This is a genomic window from Flavobacterium celericrescens (genome assembly GCF_011392075.1).
Lineage (GTDB): Bacteria > Bacteroidota > Bacteroidia > Flavobacteriales > Flavobacteriaceae > Flavobacterium > Flavobacterium celericrescens.
Window position 1 is genome coordinate 202252 of the sequence record NZ_JAAJBV010000004.1, and the last position, 18139, is coordinate 220390.

The window sequence follows — 18139 nt, forward strand, 5'->3', positions numbered from 1 at the left end:
AGGAATCGCTCTACATTTGTGGAGCGATTTATTTTTTTACATTGAACGGAATTACTTTTAAAATATACAATTCAATTGCAACATTGCCTTCACTTTGGGACAAAGTAGCTCAAAGTAATGTTTTTCTGCAAACACCTTATTTATCAGTGCTGGAACGCTCGGCGCCAGTAAATATGGAATGTTTTTATATTGGAATTTTTGAAAAATCAGAATTAATAGGTGTTTCTTTAGCGCAATATTTAGATTTGAATAAACTCGAATCGTTTGGAGAAAGAGATAAGTGTTTCAAAACAGTTATTCGTAATTTTATCTTTAAAAATTTTGCTTCTCATACTTTGTTTCTTGGAAATAATATGATAACAGGACAAAATGGTTACGTGTTTTCTAAAGAAATAGATTTTGAATGTATTAGCGAAATTTTGCTACAAAGCGCAGATGAAATCACGCTGTATTTCAAACAAAAAGGTGTAAAAATTCATTTGGTTTCGTTTAAAGATTTTTACGAAAATTGTTCTGTTGAATTGAAAAAGTATCGTTTTAAAGAAATATACGAATTCAATACACAGCCCAATATGATTTTTTATTTGGATAAAAAATGGAACTCGGCTGAAGATTATATTAATGCACTTTCAAAAAAATACCGCGACCAATACAAGCGAGCGCATAAAAAAAATGATGGAATTGTAGTCAAAAATTTATCTTTTGAAGAAGTACTTCTACATGAAAATACCATTTACGATTTGTATCATTATGTGGCTAAAAATGCTCCATTTAACACTTTTTTCTTAGCAAAGAATCATTTTTCGACATTAAAGGAGCAATGTGGTAATCGATTTCAGATTTTTGGATATTTTTTAAATGAAAAATTAGTTGGTTTTCATACACTTTTATTGAATGACGAAACGTTAGAAACCTATTTTTTAGGCTATGACGAAACTATTCAAAAAGAAAATATGTTGTATTTGAATATGCTCTACAATATGACTGAATATGGTATTGAAAATGGTTTTAAACGCATTATCTTCGGACGAACAGCTTTAGAAATTAAAAGTTCAATAGGTGCAAAACCTGTGAATATGTCGGGTTTTATCTTCCATAATAACAAATTGATTAATCGTTTTATTGGTGAAATCTTCAAAAACTTAGAACCAGAACTAAATTGGCAACAACGTCACCCTTTTAAGTAAAAATCTTTATATCTTCGTGTAAAATTTTAATCATGGCACGAACATCTTCTACAGAAACTGCAATAAAAAATATGTTAATTCCATTAGTTCAGGCCATTGGACGTTCTGGAAAGCTATTGTATTTGATTATTTTTTTGATAATTGGCTATTTTGTTTATCAATTTTTCACCAAAAAATCAGAAACTTCAACTATTGAATATGATACCAATTTAATTCAAGTTCAAATAAAAAATGTTGGAAAATTAGTCGTAACCGAAGGACATTTTGCAGAAGTTTTAACGTATAAAGACAAAAAAGAAACCTATATTCCTGGCTTATCTTTCGATAAAAAAGCATTAGTTATTATAAATGCTGATGTTACGGTTGGTTTTGACTTGAGCAAAGTAACGTATGATATTGATGCAAAAAATAAAATTTTAACGATTACTAATATTCCAAAAGAAGAGATTAAAATAAGTCCCGATTTTAAATATTACGATACAGAATCTTCTACATTTAACGAATTTACAGGCGAAGACTACAATAAGATAAATAAAGTTGCAAGAGCTAATTTGGCTAAAAAAATCGAGAAATCTACCTTAAAAACAAATGCTCAAAATAGATTGTTGAGCGAGCTTTCTAAAATGTTGATTCTTACTAATTCTATGGGTTGGACACTGTCTTATAAAGGAAATGTAGTTAAAAATGACAAAGATTTAGAATTAAAAATAATCAATTAAATACGTATTTATTCGTATTGAGAATACCAAGTCATTGAATCAAATTTGTAATTGATTTAATGACTTTTTTTATGGATAAAATAATAGGTTTACTAATAGTTTTACTTTCTTTTTTTGTGATAAAGTTGGTGTTTGTTAATAAAAAAATAAAAATGTTGCATCAAATAAAAATGCAACAACTCAAAGATATGATAACAATGTTGACTCAAAAACAGAGAAACCTGAATCAAAAAGCAACAATTTCATCTAATTATCAAAATCAATATAAACTAGATATGAAAAAGTTAAACGATGAAATTTTTTTACTTCAAAAAAGAATATTTGAATTACTTTCAAAGAAATAAATTTGTATTTTTAGTATATAAAATCCAACAGATGAACAAATATTTAGTTGTAATCTTAGCCCTATGGTTGAATTTTGTAAATGCACAAAACGAAGCTGTCGATAAATTCAAATTTCTTAAAAAAATTGACAACATCAATTATCTGAACGATGCGAATAATAAATCGTCTATTGATTCTTTACAATTGATAATAGATAATAATTCAAACGATACTATAAAAGGATATTTTTATAGAATTCAGGCTAAATTTTTAATCAATCAATTAGAATATGATGCTGCTTTAAAAAGTTTGGACAAATCCATCGCTTTTTACAAAAATGCTAATAATTCAATAGGAATTATAAAATCTATGATGAACAAAGGCGGTGTTTTGTATCAAAAAGGAGAAACCAAAAATGCAACGCAAGAATATGTCAATGCTTTAGCAATTGCTGAAAAAAAAGGGTATAAAAACGAAATTGCCGCTTTGTACAAAAACATCGGACTCGTTTATTATTCACAAGGAAAAACAAAAGAAGCTTTGACTTACAACAATAAAGCTTTAGCCATTTTTAATCAATTAAAATCTAAAAAAGATATTGCAGCAACTTATGTAAATATAGGAAATTGTTATTTCGACGATTACCAACCTCAAAATGCTTTGTTAAATTATAATAAAGCTTTGAAATTGTCTAAAGAAACAAATGATAATCAAACTATTGCTAAACTGTATAATAACATTGGTTCGGTTTACATCAACGATTTGCAAGACACAATCAAAGGAATAGATTATTTGTTAGATGCTTTAGCTATAAAAAAACAGATGAATAACCAAAACGATTTGATTATTCAATACAACAACATTGCAGCAGTTTATTTAGATATTAAAAAATACGATTTAGCGCTGAGTTATAATGATAAAGCTTTTGAATTGGCTTCTAAGTCGGGAAATCTGGAAGAATTAATCAATGTTTATGATACTTATGCGTTGATTAATTCGGCAAAAAAAGATTTTAAAAAAGCCTACGATTATCATAAATTGTATTCAAAAACAAAAGATTCTTTATTGAATATCGACAATTTAAAAGCAGTCGAAGAAATCAATACCAAATACCAAACAGCAGAAAAAGAAAAGCAACTGTTACAAAAAGAAGCCGAAGCTAAAAAGAAAACCACAACTATTATTATTCTTTCGTTATTAGCTTTGTTTATTGCTATTGTTGGATTTTTAATTTACCGTCAACAACGTTTGAAAAATGTGCAACAAAAGCAAGAATTTGAATTGCAATCTGCTATTGCCCAAATCGAAAATCAAAATAAATTACACGAACAACGTTTGGCGATTTCAAGAGATTTACATGATAATATTGGAGCGCAATTGACATTTATTATTTCTTCGGTTGAGAATTTGAAATTCGGATTTCCAACGATGGAGAATTCGATTAAAAATCATTTGACCAAGATTAGCGATTTTACGAAAACTACGATTGTAGAACTTCGCGATACGATTTGGGCTATGAATGCAAACGAATTTACTTTCGATGATTTAAGTTCGAGAATTTATAATTTCATCGAAAAAGCCCAATCGGCTAAAGAAAGCACTACGTTTAAGTTTACAGTTGATGAAAGCTTGAAGAACAGTAAATTTTCATCTTTAGAAGGTGTTAATTTGTACCGAACCATTCAAGAAGCGGTGAATAATGCCATTAAATATGCCGATGCAAACGAAGTTTCAATTCAAGTACAACCTATAGAAAACGGAATTACAATTGAAATTTCAGATAACGGAAAAGGTTTTGATTTAGACACAATCGATTTAGGAAATGGAATTGTAAATATGCAAAAACGTATCGAAGAAATTGGTGGCGTTTTCAAAATCCAATCCGAACTTGACAAAGGAACTCAAATTACAATTTCACTAAACAAATAATCCATGATTCGAATTGCTATAGTTGACGATAATACATTTCTTCAAAAAACCATTCAAGATAAATTGAGTTTCTTTGCTGATGTTGAGGTGCGAATGAAAGCCATTCATGGTCAAGATATTATTGAAAAATTAGAAAAAAATCACAACCTCGATTTGATTCTAATGGATATCGAAATGCCAAAAATGAATGGAATAGAAGCAACTGCAATCATCAAATCAAAGTTTCCGCAAATCAAAATCATTATGCTAACGGTTTTTGATAACGATGAAAATATTTTCAAAGCCATAAAAGCTGGAGCCGACGGATATTTTTTAAAAGAAGTGAATCCACAAGAATTATACAACGGCATTCAAGAAACCTTATCTGGTGGCGCTGGAATGACGCCTTCCATTGCATTAAAAACGCTTAAATTATTGCGCGAACCTTTGGTTTTTGATGATTCCATTACCAAAGAAGAAATCAGTTTAACTTCAAGAGAAATAGAAGTTTTGGAGCAATTAAGCAAAGGATTAAAATACAACGCCATTGCCGAAAACTTGTTTCTATCACCAGGAACGATTCGTAAACATGTAGAGAATATTTACACTAAACTTCAAGTGCATAATAAATTAGAAGCCATTCAAAAAGCAAAAAATAGTAAGTTGATTTAATCAATATACGAATTTCTACGTATTTCTTTACGTACTTCTTCCGCATAATTTTACTTCATAATTAAGAACAAAAAAATGTGTAACTAATTCTGAAGAAATTATGAAAAAACTACCCTTATTTTCAATACTTATTTTGGCTTTTGCTTTTCAAAATGCAACAGCTCAATTAGACAAATTAGCCGTAAAATTCAATACGGGAATGTCGTTCTCAAAACCTGGAGACGATTTAGGTGAAGTTGCTGACAAAGGAAAAGCAATGCAATTATTTGCCAGTTTAGAAGCTTCGTATCATGTAAACTACACCAAAAACACCAAATTCGGAATTAAAGGAGCAGCTGTTCTTGGTCAAGATTGGGCTAACTTTTTAGCTGCTGACAGAAGTACCGAATTAAAAGTTGGGGTTACAAGTGCAAAGTTAAGAGTTTATCCACTTTCTTATGACGGTCATATCGATGATGGTTTAGAACAATTGCTTCCTGGCGATTTACCATTAATGGTTCAAATTCCGGTTTATATTGGTATTTACTCGGTTTTTAATAGTTTACATTTTGATTATGGTGTTGGAAGTGGCAAAATATTAGAAACAGATTACGCAGGAATTGGATTTCAAGATGAAACCGTAAAACGTTCTATGAAATACTTTGGTTGGGGATTTCAGCCTCAAATTTTTCAATCCGATTCAGAAAAATGGTCGTGTAATGCAGTTTTCGATTTTGGGAAATATTCTTGGGAAAATGCAAACGGCGGAACTTCTTCTTTCAAAAGTAATCACGTAGGTTTTGGTGTACAATATAACTTCTAAAAAATATAAAAATGAAAAAATTAATCACAATCATAGCCGTATTGGTAATTCATTTTACGAATGCTCAAATCGCAAAATATAAAGCTTCGGATTTTAATTTATCTTCAGATGTAACAAAATATGAAGAGAAAGAGTTTTATTATGATTTCGGATTAAATAAATACCAACTTTCAAGCGAAAGAACCATTTATTTAGATAAAGGTTTGGTTACAAAAATTGAAAACAAAACTAATTATTTCATGTATATGGAATCAACGAATACATTTAATTATAAAAACGGATTACTGCAATCGATTCATATTAAAACACAATTGGGCGAATACACTGAAAACTACGTGTATAAAAATGGCAAAATCGTTGAAAAAAAGGATACTACTAAAAAAAGTGTATTTGAATATGATACCAAAGGAAATTTGAGCAAAGAAACTGTGTATGAAAAAGAGGTAATGGTTGAAAAAATCACTTATGCTAATTACACATCACCAAATTCATATACTAAAAAATCAATCAAATATGCTAACAATGAAGAAGATCAAGTTAATGAGCAAATCATCAAAAATGGGTTGTTGATTTCAGAAAAAAACACCACAAAATATTCAACTTTAACCGAAACTTATCAATACGATAAAAACAGAAATCAAACGCAATACAAAAGAGAAGACGAGGTTTTTAAAAGCACTTATGAATATGATGCAAAAGGAAACATCTTACGTTCGCAAATTCAACAATTGGATTTTGATACACAAGAACACATCAATTATTTCACTTTCGCAAAAGCCACTTATTCAAACGGAAAAACCGCAGGAAATACTGATTTCGATGTGAATTATGTTAAAAAATATGATACAAATTCGGCTTCTTATGAAGTAACAACCTCATTTGATGGTGCTTCTGCGGAAGAGTTGCAAAAAGCAATCGACAATTTAAAAGCCTTGTATAGCGCTACATATAAAATCAAGAAAAATGAAGGAAATACTTACACCATTCAAGATGCAAACGGAGAAGAAATTACTAATGATGTTGATGCGGTGAAAAGCAATACAGATATTTTGGTTTATGATATTTTATTCAAGAGAACAGTATTATTAAAAGGATTTTATACCGAAAACACAAAAGTTGGCGAATGGTACAATATGGAAGAATTTTCTTCACCAACTGGAATGTATTGGATTTTTTCAGAGAAACCTGAGTTTTTTGTGATTCAAAATGGAGTAATCTTAGATTCATCTTTATACAAATTAGTAAAAACGCAGAAAGAGGATGATTTCATTGTTCAAGAAGCTGGAATTGATAAATACATCATTCGTGATTTGAATTCAAAAGGTTTTGAAACGTTTTATCCATTGGAATTTTTAAACAATTAAACATGAAATTCCCTATTCTTTTTCTTTTTTGGTTTGCCAATATTTTTGCCCAACAGCAATTTAGAACTTCCGATTTTGGGTATTCTGATGATGTGGTAAAAGTGGAAGAATCGCTCTATAAATTCAATAATGAAACGAAAGAATTTGTTAGAGAAAATATATACACAACTGAAATTAAAAACACCTATTTTCAAAAGCAAACGCTTGAATCCTATTTTGGAGAAAATAGACTAATTGGTGAATATCGGTATCGTTATTACCCAGATTTTACGATTAAAGAAATTGAATATAAGCCAATTGAAGGGAAATTTGGTTACCCAATGAAGTTTTTATTTCATTACGAAAAAGGAAAATTAAGAAAAATGATTGCTGAAGGTATGCAAACTACTTTTTACGAATATGACAAAATCGGAAATCGAACCAAAGAAATTCAAAAAGACTTACGAAATGAAGTGGTAAAAACAATTTTGTATCAAGATTACAAGGACAATAAAACGTACACAAAACTCAACAAAGACGGCGATGGAACAGAAACTGACTTTACCAAAGAATACTTTGAAAACGGATTGGTAAAACGTTCCGAATTTGTCTCAGGTGATTTTAAATCAGAAACAAGTTATATGTATGATACTTTTAGAAACATAAAAAGTCAAGTGTACAACGACAGTTCCCGAATTGATTACAATTACGAATTCGATTCCAAAAATAACCGAATCAAAATCGCAAAATTGAGTCAAGCTTTGCCAGAAGATAATTCGTTTACGTTTGTCAAAATTACCTATACAGATGGAACAACTTCTGGAAGTACAGAATTGGATTTAGACTTTATTAAGAATCACGATAAGTTATTTGGAGAGAAAGATTCTTTAATGCAACGCTATCAAAAAATTACTTATTCGAAAAAAGATTATTTATCAGTTTTAAAAGGTGATGAAGACAAAATTGAGATTCAAGATTCCTATGATAATAATTTTGAAAAAGTTGTACAATTAGTTGACACACCGGAACATTCTAGTTTAGTAATTTTTAATGAAGTGGATCAATCCGTGCATTTTGTAAAAGGTTTTTATTTGGATGATTTTGTAAAGCACGAATGGCATGATGCTGTAAAATTAGAATCACCAACAGGAATCTATTGGGTAAAAGATAATAAGTATAAAATTTCATTTTATCAAGATGGAAAGTATCTGCAAAGCAGTAATTTTTCAATTGAGAATGACGAAAATCCGAAACATTTAGTAGTAAAATCAGTTAATGGTACAATTTACCAAATTCAAAATGTTGATACTTCCGAAGCGGGAAGATTATATCCATTATTTAAAAAATAGAAAGATGAAAAGTTTAATAGTTTTAATTATTGTAATATTCGGATTGAGTTTACAAGCCCAAGAGCAATTTTTAACAGCACATTTTAATTGGTCGCCAAAAACGAAAACCATTCAAAAAGAAATCTATTATTTCAATCCAGAAACCAATGCGAGAGAATGGTCAAAAACAGAAATTTATACGTTTTACAATCAATATTTAGATTCTGTAATAGTGGATTTGGGCGATGCGAAAGAAATTACAAAATACAATTTCAATATTGACAATTCTTTGGTTTCAAAAATCACTGATTACAATTTAAGTGAAACACAAGATAAAACCTTATTTTTCTATGATAAAAAATTGCGATTAACTAAATCACAAGAATTTCTGCAAGGCAGATTGTTTTCGGAAACGAAGTATTCTTACGATAAGCAAAATCGTTTGATCAAATCCGTTTGTAGAGAAAAAGAAACTGGGTTTTCAGAAATCACAGAATATTCTAATTACACTTCAGATGATAGTTATACCAAAACTTCGTATTATAAAGATGCCAAGAAGGAGGCAAATTTATCCATCGAAATTTATAAAAACGGATTACTAGTTGAAGGTAATTATCAGATTTTCGATTTGAAAAGTAGATTTACTTGTGAGTATGATGAAAAGCGAAATATTGTCTCTGAACAAAAGGACAACGAAGCGCCAACATTGTATCAATACGAATATGATAAAGAAGGAAATCCAACGAAAATAAAGATTTCAAACGCAGGAAATCCTTATGCGAATTCAGAAATTGTTATAAAAAGCACGTATTCTGATTTTATGTCAAATTAAAAAGTCCCGATTCAATCGGGACTTTCTATTATAATTTATTTTCCAAACTGGTCCAGCCACCACCGTTGATGCAATCAATACCGTGTTGTTTTAAAATGGAAGTCGCTTGAGCGCTTCTCATTCCAGAACGACAGCATGCGATAACTGGCTTGTTCCATTTTTTAATCATTTCAATGTTTCCATTTAAAACTTGTAATGCAATATTTTTTGATCCTTTAATGTGTCCTTCTTTAAATTCATCTGGAGTTCTTACATCCAAAATAACGGCTCCTTTTTGAACGTATTCTTGAACATCATTGGTTTTATTTCCTAATCCTAAAAAATCTAAAATTCCCATAATTGTTTCTTTTTTTGACAAAGGTAAATTTGATTGAAAATCTTTTCAGTAACAAAAGTTACCTAGTGATTAAACATTCGCTTTTTCAAAAATTAATTCTAGACCTCCATCAACTAAATGAGCAATTTCTGGGCGATTGATTTTTATCTTTTCTAAGTGATTTAAAACTTTATCAACTAATTCAGAATTGTTTTCTTTTTTAGCCAATTCAGCAATTTCTACCGATAATAACCAATCATTTGGATGTCCTGCAGAAACCGAAGCAAATGCTTCTTTTAAAGTACACGTAGCAAATTTTTCTTCTCTAATATTACGAACACTTAAATATAATTTTTCTAATTCTTCTCTTTCAGGCGATTTTTTCTGTTTGATAGTTTGAGTTGAAGGTACATGGTTTATCATATCAAAACTATTCACATCTGCTGGGCCAGAAAATGCAGAAATTACTTTTTTACCTACTGCCATGTCATAAATACCCCATTCTGGTTGAAATAAAATAGTGTCATTATGAGTAACTGTACAATTTTTGAATTTAATTAATAATATTTCGCCCTGTAAATTTCTAGAACCAGTTACAATTTCTCCAGTTACTTTGATGTTGCCTTCAAATTCTAATGTTACTTTTTCGGCTTCATATATGTCGTAGGCTCTTAAATCTCTCGGACTCATATCTTCGATAGCTAAGTTGATGCCTTTTAGTTTTCCAATTGGGGAACCAAAACCTTCGGCATGATATTCTGTACCGTGACCTACTAATTCTTTTTCTCTGTATGAAAGTGCAGTTTTTCCAGTGGTTTGAATATATACTGGTTTTCCGTCATCTTCTATAACATTCGTAAAAACACCAGAAATTTGTAATCCAGTGCTTAATTCAATTGTTCCTAATGCTTTTGAAGCAATTAATTTTTGAATTCCAGACAATCCACCATTTCTCAACGACATTTTATTAGCAAATTCTTCTAAAACCAGACTCAATTGAGCGAAATCAGGAGTAACATAAAGTTGAGGTTGTGGTTTTGTGATGTCAAAACTCATGTCTGCAGTTGAAATATCGTATGGAATTTTCTTTACATTATCAGTCATACACCAAGCACTTTCACCAATTGAAGAAAGTAACCCAGCGCCATATATTTTTGGATTATCAATGGTTCCAATTAAGCCATATTCAACAGTCCACCAATGTAAATTTCTAATGCGCGACATTTCTGATAATTCGCCCATATTATTCTGTAAGAAGTCCACTTGTTCTTCTGCTTTTTTAATTTCTGATTCAGGTGTGTCTTCAGCTTCTTTTAAAATAGAAAGCAAACGAATAGCTTCATACAATTCATAATCTCGAGCCGATGAAATTGCTTTACAGCCAATCTCGCCAAAACGTCTTAAGTATTCAGCATACTCTGGATTTGCAATAATAGGAGCATGACCAGCACCTTCATGAATAATATCTGGTGCCGGAGTATATTCAATATGTTCTAGCTGACGAATGTCACAAGCAATAACCAATACATTATAAGCTTGAAATTCCATAAATGCATTGGGTGGAATAAACCCATCAACTGCAACAGCAGCCCAACCAATTTCAGCAAGAATTCGGTTCATGCCATACATACTTGGAATATTATCTACTTCGATTCCCGTTTTTTGCAAACCATCAATATAAGAACTATGAGCAACTTTTGAAAGATAATTTACATTTTTGCGCATTACATAACGCCATACAGCTTGATTTATAGGTGTATAATCCTCGTAAACTTGTGGCTTAATGAATTGTTTTAAATGTTTTGGTAATCTGTCAATCAAATGATTGCTTTCAAAATGCGTTTCCATAATTTTATATGTGATGTTTGACGTAAAATTACGAATTTTTCAGAAAGCAGGAAAACTTTTTGTGAATTTGCTAAAATAAATTTAAGTTTAGATTATTCAGATTTTTCAACTGGCTTTTCTATTGGAGCAAGTGATTCTGTTTTTGGAATACTGTCAATTGGAACTGTTGCAGGTCCTGGTAAATTTGCAGGTGTATTTATAGGAGTTACACCATCAACATATTCGGTTTCTTCTAAATCTTCTGATTTTCTTCCTAATTTGATGTCTGGATTTTCTTGTGTTCCTAATACTTTTATTGGGATTCCTATAATTCCTAAAGGCGGTAATCCAATGCGCATTTTTAAGTTTAATTTTCCGTCTAAACTAGTTTGTCCTTCAAAGCGCAATCTGAAGCCAGCAACTTTAAATTTGAATCGGTCAATAGTTACAATATTGTTTTTAATGGTTGTTTTAATATCAACTTTTGTAACGTCAGGGTCTTTAATGTCTGGATTTTCTGTTTTTGAAGAAACTATATTTAGTAACTTAAAGCCTTTCATTTTTACTTTTTTAACAGAAAGTGTTCCGCTTCCTTCAAGCGATGGCATTACGGGTTCCATTTGATTATTTAAAACACCTTTTATAGAATAATTTAAACCTACTATACCTTCTGCACTTTCAGCAGCAGTTACGATTTCTCGAAACATTTTAATTTCATTGTAAGCACGTTTAATGTCAAATTCAGAAGCATTAATTTTATAATCAAAATAAGCTTTTTGTGTGCCTTCATTTTTATAGAAAGCTTCCATTTTTGCGGTAGCACCAATAATTCCTAAATTTCCATTAGTTAATTTTAAACTTCCATTTTGAATTAATAGGTTGCCTCTTAAATTGTCAATAGTTATGTCGTTGTATTTTGTTTTTAAAGCATTTGTTTGAATGGTAACGTCTAAATTAGTTGGAATTTCAATTACTCCTGATATTTCGGTTTTTGCAGTTTTTTCATCGTCAGTTTCTTCAGTAATAGTTGGAATAAATTCGTTTACATTCAAAAAATTTGAGGTTAAATTGAAATTACCCTTCAAAATTTGATTTTCAGAAAGCACAAAATTAATTACGTTTTCTAAATTTCCACTCATGGCAATATCGGAACTTCCATATTTTCCATTGAAATTAGAAAAGTTCATTTTGTCTTGATTAAATGTAAAAAGACCATTTTCAATTAGGAAAGGTTTTGCTAAATAGTTGCTTGTTGTTTTGATATTTTTCACTTCAAGTGTTCCGCTGTTTTTTAAGCTATTTAGATTTCCATTTGTTGCATCACTTTGTTTTCCTGCTAAACTAACATCGGCTTTTATGTAGCCGTCTACATCCAATCCTTTTTGAGAAAATACTTTGTAAATTCTGGCTACATTTAAAGTTCCTTTTGCTTTTATGTCATAATTTACATCATCAAAATTTTTGAATAAAGCTTTCATGTTAAAAGATTCACCTTCAAAAGTAAAATTAACAGGAGAGAGAATGAAAGAAGCATCTTTGAAATTGCCAGTAGGACTATTTAAATTTGCTTTTAAATTGATGTTTTGAATAGGTTTTGGATAATAAGCCGTTTGAATCAAACCATTTTTTAATTCGAAATTTCCTTTTGTGACCGGGAATTTTTTGTCTTCTTTGTTGTAATTTCCTTTAGAAATGATATCTGCATCTAAATTTCCAGCCAATTTAAAATTTGGTATTTGAAGTGCATTACTCACAAAACTTAAATCAAGTTTTGATTTTATTTTAGAATCGATAGTTATTTTTTTACCAAATCCATCAGAAATTAAGATGGCACTTAACTTATTTTTGTTGATATCAAAATACAGAGAATCTAATCGAATTTTGAGCTGATTGATATCTAAGTTTGGTAATTTTGTATCTAAATTCAAGAAAATGTCTTCAACAGGGTAGGGCGCTTTAGAGTGTTTTACATAACCATCCCTAACTTTGATGTTAAAGTTTAATTCGGGACTCAATTTTTCTGAAGCGATGTATTTTCCTTTTAGGGTTAAAAAAGCCGAAGTTGTTCCTTTCATTTTTGTTTCGTTCATCCATGAAACATATTCTGCAGGTAATGCAGTAAATAAATCTTCTAAGTCGCTGTTTTCGGTTTTTAATTTGAAATCCATTTGATATCCGTTTTTTAGGAAATCAAAAAAGCCAGTAAATTCAACAGGTAATTTGTTGATTACTAAATCATTTTTCTCAAAGACAAACGAAAGCGAGTTAGTGTTGATTTTTGTTATTAAATTAGCTTTTACCTTTTTGTTTTTTAAGTATTCTTTTTGATCGTATACAAAACTCAAACTATCAATTCTTGCCGAAGTTTTTAAGTTGAAATTAGCTTTTAATAAATCGCCTTTTCCTTTGTAATTAAAACCTTTCGCTTCTATGTTAATTTTGGTTGATTTATCGTTATAAACTAATTCGCTGTTGTTGATTTGAATGTTTTCTAATGCCAATGAAGCACTCTCTGACGAGGTATTGTTTTCTTTTGAATTAGATTTATAAATATTGTAATTAGCTTCTCCTTTTCGATTTACTTGAACATTGATTTTGGCATTTTCTAAAAATATTTCTTCAATTTGCGTTTGATTTCCAAAAACGGCACTCCATACGTCAATTCCAAAACCAATTTCTTTTGCGGAAATAAGAGACTTGTTTTTAAACGGCTTTGAACCATTTAAATTAAATTCATGTAAGGTTAAAGTTAGAGATGGAAAATGTTTAAAAAATGACAATTCCGAATCGTTAAAATTTAATTCGCCTTCTAAGTTTTTATTGGCTAAAACTTTTACTTTTTCAGTAATGGTGTCAGCAAAAATAATAGGAAGTAATATTAATACCAATAAAGAAATTACAAATGTAATTCCAGTTATTTTGAGAATTTTGGTGAAAAGCGATTTTTTAGAATTTATCATTTTTAATAGTTGTAGGAGAGTGTTGCAAAATTACTACAAATATTCACTTGGTGTTTTAAAAAAATGATAAAAAAAGAGTTAGTGTTTTACTAACTCTTTTTCTTTATCTTTTTAATGAAAAATGCGCTTTAAACTGTTTTGCAGCACCATTTTCTGTATAGTCAATTGTAAACCAGTAATCTGTTGATGGTAATTGTTGGTTGTTAAATGTTCCATCCCAACCATCACTGCCTATTGATGGGCTGATTTGTTTGATTAATTTTCCGTATCTATCAAAAATGTACAACTTCGCATCTGCTTGGTCCATACCCACAATATTCCATGTGTCATTTTCTCCATCTCCGTTTGGTGTAAAGTATTTTGGATAATCAATCACCAATACTGTTTGTGTGATAAATGTACATCCTTCTGTGTCTACCACTGTTACAGTATGTGTTCCTGCGCTTACTCCTGTAAATACATTTGATGATTGTAATGCACCTTCATCCAATTGATACAATAAAGTACCCGTTCCATCTCCAGCGACTGTAATCGTTATGGTTGCATTATCTGTAAAGGCATTGGTTACTGTTGCTGTAAATGAATCTGCTGGATAAACAAAATCAACCGTCGCAAATTCTTCCGCTGAAACACACGTAGTAGTTGTGTTTGTTACAATTACTGAATAAACCCCTACTTCATCTGCAATATGTGTTGGTCCGTTTGCTGCTGGAATCAACACACCATCTAAATACCAATCAAAGCTATAACCTGTTGCTGATAATCCTGTGTCTAATGTATAGGTTTGATATACTTCTCCTGTAGCTTGTACGATACACAATGTACCATCTTCCAATACTGGTTGCGGTAATGGATTTACAATTACAGTAACTTGAATAGGTGAACCAGAACAACCGTTTAATTCTGGAACCACTGTATAAACCGCAGTTCCTCCTAATATCGATGTTAAAGTTTGATCTATACTAGCACCTGTGCCATCACTTGCTCCTGAAACATTTGTTGTGATAACCGTCCATGTAAAATTGGTTCCTGGTAACGAAGCACTTAGATTAATATTTGTGGTTTCCCCACTACAAATCACCGGGTTTGAAATCGTTCCAAAGAATTCTGGACGTGCTTTAACATCTATTTGCACTGTTACAGAAGCACCTGTACAACCATTCAAACTTGGTGTAATGGTATAAACTACATTTCCATTTACTAATGGGTTACTTGTTGTTAATACTTGATCAATACTTGAACCCGTACCATTACTTGCTCCATTTACTCCTGTTGAAACCACCGTCCATGTGTAAGTTACTCCTGAAATAGCACTTGTCATATCAACATGAGCTGTATCTCCTGAACAAATCTCAGTGCTTGTTGCTACTGCTACCACATCTGGAATTGGGTTTACTGTGATTTCTATTTGTTGTGCTGGTCCTGCACATCCATTTGCATATGGAGTGATATAGTATGTTGCTGTACCAATATTTAACGCATTATCTAAATCTAACAATTGATTAATTGTGTTTCCTGTTCCACTTACAATATGAGTACCATCTAAATTATAAGATATAACATTCCATGTGAAAGTGGTTCCTGGTACTATACTTGTTAATGTTAATGCAGTTGTATCTCCATCACAATAAGTCGCATTTCCTGAAATAATTACACATGGTTGCGGATAAATTTGTATTGTCATGGTAGTTGTAGATGCGCATTGACCAGCATTAGGGGTAAATTCATAGACTACATTAGTTGTGCTACTTGAAATTAGTTGCCAAACACCTGTAAATCCATTTGTTGAAGTGGTTGGTAAATTAATGTTTGTTCCTTGACAAACAGGAATTATTTGGGTAAATAAAGGAGTTATTCCACTTGTTGAAGCAACTGTTCCATTAAGAGTAACGGTTCCACAACCACCAATTGTATTTATCGAGTAACTGAAATTTGTAGCAGGCGTTCCACTGATGGTTACTACATTTCCAGCAATAGAAGAAGTAACTCCAGAAGGAAGCCCAGTTATATTTACATTAGTTGCTCCACCACCAAAAGTATATTGAATAGGCGTAATAGCATCACCAGAACAAATGGTTTGGTTATTACTTCCAGAAGTTAAGCTTAAAGTTGCATTTGAGCTAAGTGCAACAGTTCCATTAAGAGTAACAGTTCCACAACCACCAATTGTATTTATCGAGTAACTGAAATTTGCAGCAGGCGTTCCACTGATGGTTACTACATTTCCAGCAATAGAAGAAGTAACTCCAGCAGGAAGCCCAGTTATATTTACATTAGTTGCTCCACCACCAAAAGTATATTGAATAGGCGTGATAGCATCACCAGAACAAATGGTTTGGTTGTTACTTCCAGAAGTTAAGCTTAAAGTTGTATTTGAACTAATCGCAACAGTTTCATTAAGGGTAACAGTTCCGCATCCCCCAATTGTATTTATCGAGTAACTGAAATTTGCAGCAGGCGTTCCGCTGATGGTTACTACATTTCCAGCAATAGAAGAAGTAACTCCAGCAGGAAGCCCAGTTATATTCACATTAGTTGCTCCACCACCAAAAGTATATTGAATAGGCGTAATAGCATCACCAGAACAAATGGTTTGGTTGTTACTTCCAGAAGTTAAACTTAAAGTTGCATTTGAACTAATCGCAACAGTTCCATTAAGAGTAACAGTTCCACAACCACCAATTGTATTTATCGAGTAACTGAAATTTGCAGCAGGCGTTCCGCTGATGGTTACTACATTTCCAGCAATAGAAGAAGTTACTCCAGAAGGAAGTCCAGTTATATTTACATTAGTTGCTCCACCACCAAAAGTATATTGAATAGGCGTAATAGCATCACCAGAACAAATAGTTTGGTTATTACTTCCAGAAGTTAAGCTTAAAGTACTTCCGCTAATATTAATTACAATATTATCAGAAATTGAAGCTCCACATATGTTTGTTGCAGTCAATGTTAAAGTTATAGAACTTCCAGAGACAGCTGTCGTTGGAACGATATATGAGGTGATTAAATTATTAGGATTAGAAAAACTTCCCGAAGGTGCGGTCCATAAAATGCTTGTTTGTCCTTGAGTCGTTCCGGTTAAATTTATTGTATCACCAGGACAAGCTGATAGGGGAGTCGTTCCTGCTTCTACAGTAAAAGGAGGAATTGGTGCTGTACAGCCATTGTTTACATAGGTTGGCGTTCCTGAAGGACTAAAATTCACTGTTGCACCATTGTTATCAGCTGTTGAACCGCCAGAAATACCAAAAATATTTACAAGATTAGCTCTTTGATAGGTTACGGTGTCTGAACAAGTTGTTCCGAAATTAACAGTTAATGTTCTTAATCCTGGAGTTGCATTATAGTTTCCAAAGTGTCCTGTTGTTACGGTTGTGTTGTCCTGAAAAAGTATGTAAGTGTTTGCAGTTAAAGCTCCAAAAGAATTTAAAGTAATATTGAAATTTTGACTAGAAACAATAATTACAGTAGCATTAGCTGGCAAAACACCTCCAGTAGGTTCTAGTACAGTACCACAACCTCCAGCTGCTATAATATCAGCGTTCAATTGAGCAACTTTAGTAGCTGTTGTAGTATTTTGGATTAATCCTTGCCATGTGTTTGAAGGCCAATTGACGTTTAAATTGCTTGTGTTTAAAGCGGTAGCTCCAATTTTTATTCGAAACATTTCATTAAAACCTTCATCAGCACTTGTTCCACCCGAATCACACGCGTCAACTAAAATACTTTCAATTTGAAAACACTGTGAAAAACTAAAATTAGATACCAATAAAAGTATAAGAAAGATAAATTTTTTTAAAATCATTTATTTCTTGCTTTATGTGAAAAGCGGGTGCAAATTTACGAATTCTTTAAATTATAACATTAATACAAGATTAAGAATGTTATTTATAAACAAAAAAAGTGCAATTTATTATT

13 protein-coding genes are annotated in these 18139 nt (G+C 31.3%); 9 read left to right on the forward strand and 4 right to left on the reverse strand.

The features are described from left to right. The first annotated feature begins 41 nt into the window (after positions 1–41). From G4L40_RS07345 to G4L40_RS07385, 9 genes are all read left to right on the forward strand, one after another. The gene (locus tag G4L40_RS07345) at positions 42–1187 is read left to right on the forward strand and encodes a GNAT family N-acetyltransferase (protein ID WP_166236553.1); all 1146 of its coding nucleotides are present in this window, start codon (positions 42–44) and stop codon (positions 1185–1187) included. 71 nt (positions 1188–1258) lie between these two features. Continuing rightward, entirely contained in the window at positions 1259–1906 is a 648-nt protein-coding gene (locus tag G4L40_RS07350; RefSeq protein WP_166236627.1) for a DUF4230 domain-containing protein, read from the forward strand. 71 nt (positions 1907–1977) lie between these two features. Further along, positions 1978–2250 (forward strand): hypothetical protein, encoded by a 273-nt coding sequence (locus tag G4L40_RS07355; protein ID WP_166236554.1) that lies wholly within the window; start codon positions 1978–1980, stop codon positions 2248–2250. Positions 2251–2281: 31 nt separating this feature from the next. Beyond that, positions 2282–4159 carry a tetratricopeptide repeat-containing sensor histidine kinase gene (locus G4L40_RS07360; protein ID WP_166236555.1) on the forward strand — a complete coding sequence of 626 codons (1878 nt, stop codon included), beginning with the start codon at positions 2282–2284 and terminating at the stop codon, positions 4157–4159. 3 nt (positions 4160–4162) lie between these two features. Further along, positions 4163–4810, forward strand: a complete 648-nt coding sequence (locus G4L40_RS07365; RefSeq protein WP_166236556.1) for a response regulator — start codon at positions 4163–4165, stop codon at positions 4808–4810. Positions 4811–4910: 100 nt separating this feature from the next. Further along, entirely contained in the window at positions 4911–5612 is a 702-nt protein-coding gene (locus G4L40_RS07370; protein WP_166236557.1) for a hypothetical protein, read from the forward strand. An 11-nt stretch (positions 5613–5623) separates the two neighbouring features. Continuing rightward, positions 5624–6976, forward strand: coding sequence for a hypothetical protein (locus G4L40_RS07375; RefSeq protein ID WP_166236558.1), 1353 nt, complete (start codon positions 5624–5626; stop codon positions 6974–6976). A 2-nt stretch (positions 6977–6978) separates the two neighbouring features. Then, on the forward strand, positions 6979–8304 hold the full coding sequence (locus G4L40_RS07380) for a hypothetical protein (protein ID WP_166236559.1): 1326 nt from the start codon (positions 6979–6981) through the stop codon (positions 8302–8304). Positions 8305–8308: 4 nt separating this feature from the next. Then, complete coding sequence (locus tag G4L40_RS07385) at positions 8309–9115, forward strand: hypothetical protein (RefSeq protein WP_166236560.1); 807 nt, start codon at positions 8309–8311, stop codon at positions 9113–9115. A 28-nt stretch (positions 9116–9143) separates the two neighbouring features. Here the strand turns inward: G4L40_RS07385 and G4L40_RS07390 are convergent, their stop codons facing one another. The 4 genes from G4L40_RS07390 to G4L40_RS07405 all read right to left on the reverse strand — a co-directional run bounded on the left by G4L40_RS07390 (position 9144) and on the right by G4L40_RS07405 (position 18026). Next, positions 9144–9452, reverse strand: a complete 309-nt coding sequence (locus tag G4L40_RS07390) for a rhodanese-like domain-containing protein (protein ID WP_166236561.1) — start codon at positions 9450–9452, stop codon at positions 9144–9146. Positions 9453–9521: 69 nt separating this feature from the next. Next, positions 9522–11279, reverse strand: a complete 1758-nt coding sequence (locus tag G4L40_RS07395) for an aromatic amino acid hydroxylase (protein WP_166236562.1) — start codon at positions 11277–11279, stop codon at positions 9522–9524. Between the two features lie 92 nt (positions 11280–11371). Next, entirely contained in the window at positions 11372–14218 is a 2847-nt protein-coding gene (locus tag G4L40_RS07400; RefSeq protein WP_166236563.1) for an AsmA family protein, read from the reverse strand. 103 nt (positions 14219–14321) lie between these two features. Further along, entirely contained in the window at positions 14322–18026 is a 3705-nt protein-coding gene (locus G4L40_RS07405) for a T9SS type B sorting domain-containing protein (RefSeq protein WP_166236564.1), read from the reverse strand. Between the last annotated feature and the right edge of the window lie 113 nt (positions 18027–18139).

Excerpts from the sequence above, each read along its gene's own strand:
- G4L40_RS07370 (WP_166236557.1), top strand. The coding sequence starts at position 4,911 with ATGAAAAAACTACCCTTATTTTCAATACTTATTTTGGCTTTTGCTTTT.
- G4L40_RS07385 (WP_166236560.1), top strand. The coding sequence starts at position 8,309 with ATGAAAAGTTTAATAGTTTTAATTATTGTAATATTCGGATTGAGTTTA.
- G4L40_RS07395 (WP_166236562.1), bottom strand. The coding sequence starts at position 11,279 with ATGGAAACGCATTTTGAAAGCAATCATTTGATTGACAGATTACCAAAA.
- G4L40_RS07350 (WP_166236627.1), top strand. The coding sequence starts at position 1,259 with ATGTTAATTCCATTAGTTCAGGCCATTGGACGTTCTGGAAAGCTATTG.
- G4L40_RS07365 (WP_166236556.1), top strand. The coding sequence starts at position 4,163 with ATGATTCGAATTGCTATAGTTGACGATAATACATTTCTTCAAAAAACC.
- G4L40_RS07355 (WP_166236554.1), top strand. The coding sequence starts at position 1,978 with ATGGATAAAATAATAGGTTTACTAATAGTTTTACTTTCTTTTTTTGTG.
- G4L40_RS07380 (WP_166236559.1), top strand. The coding sequence starts at position 6,979 with ATGAAATTCCCTATTCTTTTTCTTTTTTGGTTTGCCAATATTTTTGCC.
- G4L40_RS07375 (WP_166236558.1), top strand. The coding sequence starts at position 5,624 with ATGAAAAAATTAATCACAATCATAGCCGTATTGGTAATTCATTTTACG.
- G4L40_RS07360 (WP_166236555.1), top strand. The coding sequence starts at position 2,282 with ATGAACAAATATTTAGTTGTAATCTTAGCCCTATGGTTGAATTTTGTA.
- G4L40_RS07405 (WP_166236564.1), bottom strand. The coding sequence starts at position 18,026 with ATGATTTTAAAAAAATTTATCTTTCTTATACTTTTATTGGTATCTAAT.
- G4L40_RS07390 (WP_166236561.1), bottom strand. The coding sequence starts at position 9,452 with ATGGGAATTTTAGATTTTTTAGGATTAGGAAATAAAACCAATGATGTT.
- G4L40_RS07400 (WP_166236563.1), bottom strand. The coding sequence starts at position 14,218 with ATGATAAATTCTAAAAAATCGCTTTTCACCAAAATTCTCAAAATAACT.